Origin of the sequence: Capnocytophaga leadbetteri (assembly GCF_003054025.1) — a bacterium.
GTDB classification, from domain to species: Bacteria; Bacteroidota; Bacteroidia; order Flavobacteriales; family Flavobacteriaceae; genus Capnocytophaga; species Capnocytophaga leadbetteri.
On record NZ_QBKG01000001.1, the window covers coordinates 408565 to 420864 of the forward strand.

9 protein-coding genes are annotated in these 12300 nt (G+C 42.2%); 7 read left to right on the top strand and 2 right to left on the bottom strand.

Translation table 11 applies throughout. The features are described 5' to 3' along the window. Positions 1-21: 21 nt before the first annotated feature. Entirely contained in the window at positions 22-2175 is a 2154-nt protein-coding gene (locus C8P65_RS02020; RefSeq protein ID WP_107780863.1) for a TonB-dependent receptor, read from the bottom strand. A 597-nt stretch (positions 2176-2772) separates the two neighbouring features. On the opposite strand from C8P65_RS02020, the gene trpS reads away from it, so the two are divergent. The 6 genes from trpS to C8P65_RS02050 are packed head-to-tail and all read left to right on the top strand — an operon-like array spanning position 2773 to position 10147. Further along, positions 2773-3741 carry a tryptophan--tRNA ligase gene (trpS, locus tag C8P65_RS02025; protein ID WP_009390468.1) on the top strand — a complete coding sequence of 323 codons (969 nt, stop codon included), beginning with the start codon at positions 2773-2775 and terminating at the stop codon, positions 3739-3741. A gap of 2 nt (positions 3742-3743) precedes the next feature. After that, positions 3744-4706 (top strand): Gfo/Idh/MocA family protein, encoded by a 963-nt coding sequence (locus C8P65_RS02030; RefSeq protein ID WP_107780865.1) that lies wholly within the window; start codon positions 3744-3746, stop codon positions 4704-4706. Then, entirely contained in the window at positions 4703-6112 is a 1410-nt protein-coding gene (locus C8P65_RS02035) for an SPOR domain-containing protein (RefSeq protein WP_107780867.1), read from the top strand. The genes C8P65_RS02030 and C8P65_RS02035 overlap by 4 nt, the downstream gene beginning before the upstream one ends. An 11-nt stretch (positions 6113-6123) precedes the next feature. Further along, positions 6124-6756, top strand: a complete 633-nt coding sequence (locus C8P65_RS02040) for a 7-carboxy-7-deazaguanine synthase QueE (RefSeq protein WP_107780869.1) — start codon at positions 6124-6126, stop codon at positions 6754-6756. A gap of 9 nt (positions 6757-6765) precedes the next feature. After that, entirely contained in the window at positions 6766-9366 is a 2601-nt protein-coding gene (locus C8P65_RS02045; RefSeq protein ID WP_107780871.1) for a DNA gyrase/topoisomerase IV subunit A, read from the top strand. A 34-nt stretch (positions 9367-9400) separates the two neighbouring features. Further along, a complete protein-coding gene (locus tag C8P65_RS02050; RefSeq protein ID WP_107780873.1) occupies positions 9401-10147 on the top strand; it encodes an SGNH/GDSL hydrolase family protein in 747 nt (248 codons plus the stop codon). A 37-nt stretch (positions 10148-10184) separates the two neighbouring features. Here the strand turns inward: C8P65_RS02050 and trpB are convergent, their stop codons facing one another. Further along, positions 10185-11381 carry a tryptophan synthase subunit beta gene (trpB, locus tag C8P65_RS02055; RefSeq protein ID WP_107780875.1) on the bottom strand — a complete coding sequence of 399 codons (1197 nt, stop codon included), beginning with the start codon at positions 11379-11381 and terminating at the stop codon, positions 10185-10187. A gap of 372 nt (positions 11382-11753) precedes the next feature. On the opposite strand from trpB, the gene C8P65_RS02060 reads away from it, so the two are divergent. Next, positions 11754-12248: an energy transducer TonB gene (locus C8P65_RS02060; RefSeq protein ID WP_107780877.1), complete on the top strand. Its 495-nt coding sequence runs from the start codon at positions 11754-11756 to the stop codon at positions 12246-12248. Positions 12249-12300: the final 52 nt, after the last annotated feature.

Here is a 12300-nt window from a genome sequence, read left to right on the forward strand (position 1 = left end):
TAAATTTTGGGTACTTCGCTCTTAGAACGAAAGGGTTATACCTGCTAAATAGTGAGCTTCTGCAGCAGGTATATAAGATTCTCCATACTTATTACTACCATAAGGTATGTATTTAGCATTTAAGATATTGTTTCCTATTACTGAAAATAAAACAGATTTAAAGGTATGTTTAGGTTTCCATTCGTATTGCAAACTTAGGTTGTTTACAAAATAAGCATCTAATTTAGCTTCTTCACGCTGTGTGTTATCAATATATTGGCTACCTACGTATTTAGAAATAAGACTTGCTTGAAAATTCTTAATAGGCAAGAAGCTAATAGTATTACCTATTACAGCACTTGGTGAGTATGAAATTTGAGTATCGCCCCAATAGGTAATAACTTTTTTCTTCTCTGTTTTGTAGTCTTTAGTAATGTTCTTACTGAAAGCTACATTAGGTTGCCATACCCATTTGGTAGAAAGGTGTACAGTCGCATCAGCCTCAATACCTGAACGGTAGCTACTTCCTACATTTTCACGGATAGGGTAACCTGTTTCATTTAGTTTACCAGTAGGTATAAGCTGGTCTTGGTATCCCATATAATAACCATTAATGTTCAAAACTACCTTATCACTCTGATAACGCCATCCTAATTCAAAATCATTTAGTTTTTCAGCTACAGGTTTTTTAGCTAAAGCATTCTTTTTTAGTTCCTTAGCATAATCTTTATAGTCAGAACGATTAGGTTCTTTAGTAGCACGTGCATACGATAGATAAAAGCTATTGTTTGGATTGAGGTTAAAGCTAACTCCCATTTTAGGGTTGAAATTGTAAAGAGCTTCGTTTACTTTATATTTTTCAGCCTCATAATTTACATAGCGCAATTGCATATCAGCAAATAAACTCCATTTTGAGTTTAGAGTATAGGTCAGTTTAGCAAAGCCTGATGCTTCTTCTTTGGTGTTAAGCCCCTCATAACTATAATTGTTTTTGTATGAAGTATAAGCTTTTTCAGCCCATAATAAATCTTTAATATGAGCCCCTTGATAGCGGTTTAAAGCTCCTCCTACTAACAAATCTATATTATCCTTTTTATAATTAGCTGAAAAGGTCGTTCCCCAAAAATCATTATTAAGTCCTTGTTGGTGAATATAGTAAGCTTGTTTTTCTTCCCCGTCAGGATTATTACCCAATGAAGGAAGCCCTATCCAAGAATAAGCACCTTTTTCATAGTTTTCCCAATAGCCCTTTCCTTTGGTATAGTGAAAAGCGATTTGCGTACGCCAAAACTCATTCCACTGTTGCGACCAATGTAGTTGAGCAAGGTCTTGCTGATAGTTGTCGCTTTCATTGTCGTAGAAACGCTTGTTGCCCGCAGTATCAGTGTATTCTCCTGCAGGATTATAGCGTCTATCGTTAGCCAAGGTTGCTTTGTCAAGTCCTAAATAGGTTAGATAGGCGTGCTGTTTTCCCCCTAACAAAATAGCTTTGATAAGCGTACCCCCATAAGCGTATGCCCCTTGTAAAAAGTAAGATTTGAGATTAGACCATCCTCTATCTCTGTAGCCGTCACTTTTAATAACCGAAAAGCGACCACTAAGCTCAAAACGGTCATTAATCTTACCGGTTGAAAATTTAAGCGAGTGCTTATGAGTGTTGTAACTGCCGTAGAAATTAGCTATTTCGGCACTTGCTGTAGGCTGAATAGCCTCGGTTAGCACATTCAAACTCGCTCCAAAGGCGCCAGCTCCGTTAGACGAGGTACCTACCCCGCGCTGTAACTGTATGTTTTCAGCAGACGAAGCCAAGTCCGACAGATTGTAAAAGAACACCCCGCCCGACTCCGAATCGTTTAGCGGCACTCCGTTGATAGTTACGTTAGTACGGTATATATCCGAACCACGCACATATATATAAGAAGAACCAAATCCTACCCCGTCATCAGAATAGCTCACCACATTAGGCAGATGGTTAAGCAGCAAAGGCAGTTGTTGCCCAAAGTTTTTAGCTTTAATCTCTTTTTTTGAGAGATTAGAAAAAGTGATAGGGAGTTTTTGGTTAGCCCTAACTGCCGACACTAATACTTCGTCCAACAGTATAGGCTCACGGATAGAGTCCATAACCGAGTCAACTGGTTGTTGCGCCACTGCTGCTGACGACAAGCATAGCGCGGTGTACATAAGTACATTTTTCATTGTGGAATAAAATGGTTTTTTCACAAATAAAAGAGGCAATTATTTGGTGTGGTTATTAAATAAAAAACGACTTGTTCCTGCTACCCAAAAGCAAAAACAAGCCTTACGCTTAGTTTCATTCCTTGAACGGCATTACCTGCTCAAGTTCTATGGGTATAATCTCAGCCTATTACAGCACCCCTTATGAGACGGCGGCAAAAGTACAAAAAATATGTTAAAGTCCAAAGAAAAACTTATTAATTATTTCCGCACCCCCATTCCTCTCAGCCCTCCCAGCCCTCTCAATCCTCCCAGCCCTCTCAATCCTCCCAGCCTTCCCAGAAAATTTTTCTGTAGCCACCTACCCTATACAAACCATATAAGAACAATACAGGAACACCGAACAATAACCGAACAATAACCGAAGTGTAAACGACTAATAATCCTTCTCCCACCAGAAAAATATGCTACCCTCGCCCAGTTCTTACTCAAATAATCTCGTGTGTTTTGCCTACATAATTCATAATTCAAAATAATTTTGTATATTTGCCGCCAATTAAACCTATTAGTCAATCTGCAAACTGACAAATTGGCTAATCGACAAATCGACAAATTAAAATGGCTCGTATACTTACAGGTATTCAAAGTACAGGTACCCCCCATTTGGGCAATATACTCGGGGCTATACGTCCGGCAGTGCAAATGGCTGCCGACCCCGCTAACGAATCTTTTCTCTTTATAGCCGATATGCACTCGCTCACTCAAATAAAGAATGGCGAGGAGTTGCGCGCCAATACTTATAGCGTAGCAGCTACGTGGTTAGCTTTCGGTCTCGATACCAATAAGGTGACTTTCTACCGCCAGAGCGATGTGCCTCAAACGGCAGAACTTTCGTGGTATTTAAGTTGCTTTTTCCCCTATCAGCGCCTCACGCTTGCCCATTCATTCAAAGACAAAATGGACTATCTGCAAGACGTGAATGCCGGTCTTTTCACCTACCCTATGCTGATGGCAGCCGACATATTGCTCTACGATGCTGAGGTCGTACCTGTGGGCAAAGACCAATTACAGCACCTCGAAATCACCCGCGATGTGGCTTCGCGTTTCAATCACCAGATGGGCGAAACATTCGTGCTACCGCAGGCTAAGATTGAAGAGCGCATAATGATTATCCCTGGTACTGATGGCGAGAAGATGAGCAAATCGCGTCATAATTTTATCAATATCTTTTTACCCGAAAAACAACTCAGAAAGCAGGTGATGTCTATACAAACCGATAGTACGCCTTTAGAAGACCCTAAAGACCCTACCACCTGCAATGTGATGAAACTATACCGCCTATTGGCTACTGACGACCAAGTGCAGCAGATAGAAGCTCTCTATCGTGCAGGAGGCTACGGCTATGGTCAGGCCAAACAGGCTCTTTACGAACTGATATTAGAACAATTTGCTACCCCTCGCGAGCGTTATGCTTACTTTATGGCACATTTAGACGAATTGGACGCTATCCTAAAGGAAGGTGCTGCCAAAGCCCATAAAGTAGCCGACGAAACCCTCCGTAGGGTACGCGCTAAAATAGGATACTAAAAATGGAAAAACTAAAAGCAGGGGTGCTCGGCGCAGGGCATCTAGGGAAAATACATTTGCGATTGCTAAACCAATCCGATAAGTACGAGTTAGTAGGTTTTTACGACCCCGATGAGGCTAACGCTCAAAAGGTAAGCCAAGAGTTTGGCTATCATCGTTTTGATAGTGTCGAAGCCCTCATCGCTGCTTGCGATATGGTCGATGTGGTAACCCCCACGCTCAACCACTTCGCTTGTGCCGAAAAAATCATCAAAGCCGGTAAGCACCTTTTTATCGAAAAGCCTATCGCTACTACAGTCGAGGAGGCTGAACAAATCATCGCCTTAGCCGAAGCCCATCAAGTAAAAGGACAAGTGGGACACGTAGAGCGCTTCAACCCTGCCTTTACTGCCGTACGCGACCAGATACAAGAGCCTATGTTTATAGAGGCGCACCGCTTAGCTGAGTTCAACCCTCGCGGTACTGATGTGCCTGTAGTGCTCGACCTGATGATACACGATATAGATGTCATACTGAGCGTGGTAAAATCAAAGGTGAAACACATATCAGCCAGCAGTGCTATGGTGATAAGCCATTCGCCCGATATTACCAATGCCCGTATAGAGTTTGAAAACGGTTGCGTAGCCAATCTTACTGCTAGCCGTATCTCAATGAAGAATATGCGAAAAAGCCGATTTTTTCAGCGAAACGCTTATATATCAGTAGATTTCTTAGAAAAGAAAGTGGAAGTGGTGAAGATGAAAGAAGCCCCTGAAGTAGCAGGCGACTTCGATATGATATTGCAAAATGCGGAGGGAGAAAGAAAGCAAATCTACTTTGAATATCCTGAAATTCACAATAACAACGCTATTTTAGATGAACTCGAATCTTTTGCTGATGCTATCCGTAATAACACCACACCTACGGTTACCCTACAGCAAGGTACTGAAGCGCTTAGAATAGCCAAACAAATTCTGAATCAATGAAATATCTCATCACCGTAGCAGTCCTTTTAGGGCTTTTAGCACCAACTCAAGCGCAGACTACCGATTTCAAAATCAGGTACGAAACTTTCATCAAGGGGGATATCAAGATAATAGGCAATAACGTGATAAACCGCAAAGAAAAAGGCGCAAGCCCTAACGACCCTTATAACGACCGTTCGCCTAAAGCCAAACTCAATGACGAGTTTGATATGCAGTATATTGATATTGATAACGACCCCAATACTTTTGCGTCAAGTACGGCTCATTTCAGCTATGACGGTACGGGGGGCAAGGTAGCCTACGCCGGACTTTATTGGGCAGCTACCTACCCGTATAATAGCGGGGTGTTGCGCGGTACTAAGAATATACCGGTAGACAAAAACCGCGAAGAGGCAAGTAGCGTATTGTTTAAAACCCCTGATATCAATGCCTATGTGCCTATATCGGGCGAACTTATCTACGATGGTATCAATGATGAAAAGCTAAAAAATGCAGCTCCTTATGTCTATTACGCTAATGTTACCTCGTTGCTCGCCCCTGCTACCAAAGTAGTTGGCGACTATACTGTGGCAAACGTGCGCGCTGCTCTTGGGCAGATAGAAGGAGGGTCAGCTGCGGGCTGGGCATTGGTGATAGTATACGAAAATCCTGATAGCAATGTCAAGAAAATCATTACTTACGATGGTTTTTCTGCTATTACTAACGAAGAGTCTAAGACCTTTAGCTTCAAAGGATTTAAAACTCCTGAAGAAGATGACTTTAAAACCCGTATTATGGGGGTAACCCTTGAGGGCGACCTTAATATGATGGGCGACAATGTGTCGATTACAGTGCCCGAAAGTGGCAAAACTACCTCGTTAGAGAGCAAAGTACGTCCGCCTCAGAACTTCTTCAACAGTAGTATCAATGTCAATGACGATTTGGTAACGCAGCGTAAGCCTGCCAGCCTCAATACGCTTGGCTTCGACCTTTTCCGTATGGATATTAAGAATGACAATCGTTATCTTATTCCTAATAACGCCACCTCGCTTGACCTCAACTATACTCGCAGCCGCGATAGGTACTTCTTGTTCCTTACTGCCTTAGAGATTGAAAATAACCCTAAAGAAATCACCCAGCTATATCGCAGCACAAGGGTTACCAAGCTAACGGCTAAAGATACCGAAAAAGGATATTACGTAATAGTAGGGGTGTTCCTCAATATCAATAACGTAAATAAGCGAGTAGAAGAGATGAAAAACTTTGGCTACGATGCTAGGGTGTATTACAACCGTGACCAAGTGCTTAACTTTATCTACGTAGATCGTTTTGATAAATACGAAGATGCGATGAAGAAAGTAGAAGAAATTCGCCAGAATACCGAGATACCCGACCCGTGGATATTAGACGTAGCAAATTACGAATAGAAGCAGATTAAATGTTAGACGAATATAAGTTAACAGCCTTGCATAGGGGGGAGGCGCTCCCCCTTATGGAGGCTTTTTACTCCTTACAAGGTGAGGGGTATTATAAGGGTTCAGCCGCTTACTTTATTAGGTTAGGCGGCTGCGATGTTGGTTGCCATTGGTGCGATGTAAAAGAGAGCTGGGCAGCCGAGGCACACCCTATAGTGCCGGTCGAGGATATAGCAGCCGAGGCGCTAAAACATTCTCGCCTTATCATCATCACAGGGGGCGAACCTTTGATGTGGAACCTCGATAAACTCACCGCTCTGCTCAGAGAAGGAGGGGCGCGTACTCATATAGAGACTTCGGGGGCTCATCCTCTCTCAGGCACGTGGGATTGGATATGTCTATCACCTAAAAAAATAAAGCGACCAGTAGGCGGGGTACTACAGCAGGCAAGTGAACTAAAAATGGTCATCTATAACAACAATGATTTTCTTTTTGCTGAAGAGATGGCAGCCCAAGTATCACCTGATTGTCTGCTATACCTACAGCCAGAGTGGAGCAAATCAGCAATAGTAATCCCAAAAATAGTAGATTATGTAATGACGCACCCACAGTGGCGTGCCTCGCTGCAAATGCATAAATACCTCGATATTAGATAAAAGAGCAAAATGGAAGAAAATGAGCTTCAAACCAGTGCTGCGCATCCTAATGACAGCATCATCAAAATAACCGGTATGTACCAAGACTGGTTCTTAGATTACGCTTCTTACGTAATCTTAGAGCGAGCGGTGCCTGCTATCGAAGATGGTTTCAAACCCGTACAGCGTCGTATTATGCACTCCCTCAAAGAGTTGGACGACGGTCGCTACAATAAGGTGGCCAACGTAGTGGGTAATACTATGCAATACCACCCCCACGGCGATGCGAGTATAAGCGATGCGATAGTGCAAATCGGTCAGAAAGACCTGCTTATCGATACCCAAGGTAACTGGGGCAACACCCTAACAGGGGCTGATGCTGCAGCGCCCCGTTATATAGAAGCACGACTTTCTAAATTTGCTCTCGATGTGGTGTTTAGCCCTAAAGTAACCGAATGGCAATCAAGCTATGACGGACGCAAGAGAGAACCTATCAGCCTGCCGGTGAAGTTTCCTCTATTACTCGCACAAGGTACTGAGGGGATAGCCGTTGGGCTTTCTACCAAGATACTGCCCCATAACTTTATTGAGCTTATCGATGCTTCTATCGCTTATTTGCAAGGCAAACCTTTTGAGCTCTACCCCGACTTCCCTACTGCGGGTATTATGGACGTAAGCGGTTATAATGATGGGGCAAGAGGCGGACGTCTAAGAGTGCGTGCCAAAATTTCGCAGTTAGACAAAAGCACCCTTGTTATCACCGAAATACCTTTTACCACTACCACCAAAACCCTCATCGACTCGATACTGAAAGCCAACGATAAGGGTAATATCAAAATAAAAAAAGTAGATGATAATACAGCAGCCGATGTAGAGATATTAGTGCATTTGCCCAATGGCTCTTCGCCTGATAAAACCATCGATGCCCTCTACGCTTTCACCGCTTGCGAGACGGCTATTTCGCCCATCACCTGTGTGATTGAGGACAATAAGCCGCATTTCTTAACGGTATCTGAGGTGTTACGCCGTAGTACCGACCGCACTGTCAGTATACTCAAACAAGAGTTAGAAATCACCTTAGAGGAGTTGCATTTGCAATGGCATAAAGCCTCTTTAGAAAAGATATTCATCAGAGAAGAGATGTATATCAACTTCAAAGATAAAAAGTACAAAAACAAAGAGCTTTTGTACCAATACCTCTATGACCGTTTTGAGCCTTTCAAAAAGGATTTGCTACGCGAAATTACTGATGACGATTTAGAACGCCTTACCCAAATACCGATGATTCGTATCACTAACTTCGATACCTATCGCGCTGAAGAGCAAATGCTAAAAATAGAAGCCGATATCGAGGAGGTGAAGAACCATTTAGCGCACTTAGTTGATTATGCTATTGCACATTTCGAGCGACTTAAGAAGACCTATAGCAAAGGGCGCGAACGCAAGACTGAGATACGTGTATTCGACACTATCGAGGCGACTAAAGTAGTGGTGCGCAACACTAAATTGTATGTCAATCGTGCAGAAGGATTTGTGGGTACAGGCTTGCGCAAAGACGAGTACGTAGGCGATTGCAGTGAGATAGACGATGTGATAGTCTTTACCGAAAGCGGGGCGATGTACGTTACCAAAGTAGCTGAAAAACAGTATATAGAGAAGAATATCATACACGTAGCAGTGTTTAAGAAAGACGACAAGCGCACCATCTACAATATGATATACAAAGACGGACAAACCGGCTTCTCGTATATCAAACGCTTTAATGTAACGGGTATTACCCGCGATAAAAAATACGAATTGATACCCCAGCACAAAGAGAGTAGAGTGCTCTATTTTACGGCTAATCCTAATGGCGAAGCCGAAGTAGTAACCGTTAATTTACGTCAGTTAGGTACTTTGCGAAAACTGCGTTGGGATATAGATTTTGCGGACACCCTCATCAAAGGGCGTGGAGTGAAAGGTAATCTTGTTAGCAAATACGCTATTAAGCGCATTGAGCTAAAAGAGAAAGGCGTATCAACCCTAAAACCTCGCAAGATATGGTTTGACGATATTGTAAGGCGTCTCAATACCGAAGAGAGAGGCAAGTTACTTGGTGCTTTCAAAGGTGATGATCGTATGTTGCTTATCACCAAAGAGGGATTGGTAAAAACCATTATACCCGAATTGAGTTTGCATTTTGATAATAACATCTTGGTAATGGAGAAGTGGGTGCCCGAGAAACCTATTTCGGTGATTTACTACGATGGTGAGAAGGAACGTGTATTTGTAAAACGCTTTGTGGTAGAGAACGAAAATCGCGAAGAGTTAGTCATTACTGAGCATCCTAAATCGCAATTGCTCTTTGTCTCTGCCGACTGGCGACCTATGGCTGAGGTAGTATTCACTAAAGAAAAAGGCAAGGAGAAAGAGAACCTTACGGTCAATTTAGAAGAGTTTATCAGCGTAAAAGGTATTAAGGCATTGGGCAATCAACTCACTACCGACAAGGTGAAAACCATCAATACTCTTGAATCTCTCCCTTATGAAGAACTTCAAGAAGAGGAAACAGTAGAAGATTTAGGTGATGAAGAAATTGTTTCTACTCTTGAAAACGATAACAACGGCACCCAAACAGAATTAGAGTTTTAAGAAAATAGAAATGAAAAAATACATTACATTAATAATGAATTTATTAGCTTGTTGTTTTACGGCGAGAGGGCAGCAGTATAAAAATACTCAAGGAACAGAAACCCCTACTATTACGATCAAGACAGTTATCCCATTCGAGCAAACCGATGAGGCGGAGTGGGTGAAGCGTTACCAGCGCGATATTGATTACTACCAGAAGCAAAACAAACGTATGAAAGACCTCAGTTGCGATGTGCTTTTTCTGGGCAGTTCAACTATTAATATGTGGGACACAATCGAGCAGGATTTTGCTCCTTTAAAGATTATACGCCGCTCGTACGGAGGGGCGACTTTGCGCGATATGCTCTATAATTACCCTGTGATAGCGCAGGGCTATCAACCTAAGCAAATTGTGCTATATGTAGAAAACGATTTGGGTACGCATAAAGAGGGGGTAAATGCAGTAAAGTGCTTCGATTTGTTCAGAATATTCATAGCTCGCCTAAAAGAGGAATACCCTACAGCTATTTTGTGGGTAGTGTCGTTAAAACCTTCGCCAGCTAAGGCACACGAACTCAAAGACCAGCAACTTGTCAATGCCCTCCTACAGCAAAATGCACCTCTACAAGGCTACACTTACCTTGATATTACCCACGTAATGTATGACGAGGCAGGCACTTTGCGCACCAATATTTATAAAGAAGACAACCTACATATGAATGCCGAAGGCTACAAACTCTGGACGTCAGTACTAAGACCTTATCTTTTAAAAGAAAAGGTAAAGGAGTCTTTGCCTCGTTAAAGCAAAAACTCCTTTACTAAAGATTTAAGATATAGGCTTAGTCGTACTTTTCTCCTTTAAGTATTGAAAAAACAGTATGCATATCTTTATCGCCTCTACCCGATACATTTACTACTATCGTTTCTCTTTGTTTGAGTGTCGGACATAGTTTTTCTAAGTAGGCTAAGGCGTGCGCACTTTCTATAGCTGGTATAATACCCTCTTTGCGAGTGGTGAATAACAGAGCCATCATCGCTTCCTCATCAGTGATAGCTGCGTAGGTAACTCGCCCGCTTTCAAACAGATGAGCGTGTTCAGGCCCTACACCTGGGTAGTCAAGCCCCGCCGAAATAGAGTGCACCGGACTTATCTCTCCATTCTCATCTTGCAGTACATAGGTTTTCATTCCGTGTATGATACCTTCTTTCCCCAAAGTAAGAGTAGCGGCGTGCTTATCAGTGTCAATGCCTTCACCGCCTGCTTCAGTACCATACAGACGTGTGCTAGGGTCAGACAAAAAGGCAGTGAAAATACCTATAGCATTACTACCCCCTCCTACACAGGCTATTATATGGTCAGCGTGTTTGCCTAAAGCGGCGAGCTGCGCTCGAGTTTCGTTGCCTATCACTTGCTGAAAATCGCGTACTATGGTAGGGTAGGGGTGAGGCCCCACTGCCGAACCTATTACGTAGAATACCGTCTCTATATTAGCTACCCACGACTGTATCGCAGCAGAAGTCGCTTCTTTTAGCGTCTGTAGTCCATCAGTGATAGCTACTACTTTCGCCCCCAAGAGCTCCATTCTAAATACATTTAGCCTTTGGCGCTCCATATCCATTGCCCCCATATAAATCTCACATTCCAATCCCAAAAGAGCCGCTGCGGTAGCAGTAGCCACCCCGTGCTGCCCTGCACCTGTTTCAGCCATTATTTTCTTCTTGCCCATTCGTTTAGCAAGCAGTGCCTGCCCTAGCGCATTGTTAATCTTATGTGCACCGGTGTGGTTTAGGTCTTCACGCTTTAGATAGATGTCCTGCCCGTAATGTGCGCTGAGGTTCTTAGCATAATACAAAGGCGAAGGTCTTCCTACATAGTTTTTGAGCAAATCTTCTAACTCTTCTGCAAAAGAGGGGTCGTTTTTAGCCTTTTCATACTCTTTTTCCAATTCATTAAGGGCATATATAGCCTCTTCTGGTACATATTGCCCACCAAATTTACCAAAATAGGCATTACTGTTCTCTGATTCTCTATTCATTTTCCTAATCTACTAATTATTAATGAGTTTTTTGTGTCTCATTCTGTTATTTACTAACTCTTTTTTTCTTCGTATTTGCATAAACACTAATGAATTGATAGCTTTTTATAGTGCGAGTTACAATAAATACACCAGAACGGAATTACTTTAGAGCCGCAAACATACGAAAAAAATAGCGAATTTGCAAACAGAAAAATTTTCTGTAGCCATTTACCCTATACAAACAATATACAAACGATATAGGAAGAGCGAAGGATAAGCGAAGATTTAGCGAAGTATAAACGTCTAATAATAGGTCAAAAACCAGAAAAATATACTACTTTCAAACTTTGGCATACTTATTGTGCTTTTTTTTCAAAAAACAGATAGATAATGAAACTCTTACCAAAAGTCCTTTTAGTACTATGTTTAGCAGTAGTAGCCAATAGCTATGCACAACAAGAAATTGTCGCTCCTTCAGACGATGAAAGACCTGTTGATATTCCCTATGTTATTATAGAAGAAAAACCTATGTTCGAAGCCTGCAAAGAACTTCCTGACGACAGACAATTTCAATGTTTTAAAGAGCAGCTAGACAAGCACGTGAATACACATTTTAGATATCCTCCTGAAGCCCTTGCTGAGGGTATACAAGGAAAAGTGACTATAGCTTTTCGCATCAATACTGATGGTACTGTCAGTATAATAGGGAAGCGAGGTGCTCACAAAATATTAGAAGAAGAAGCTGCCTTTCTTATCAGAAGCCTACCCTGCTTTATCCCTGGTAAAATGAGAGGAGTCCCAACAGCTGTAACCTATGCTTATTTCTTTAATTTCAAGCTGCCAGACGATTATAATAATCCACAAATCAGCAAATCGGCAAATTGACAAATCATACTTTGGCACGGTTATTGTAATTATAGCTAACGTAAAAAACAAC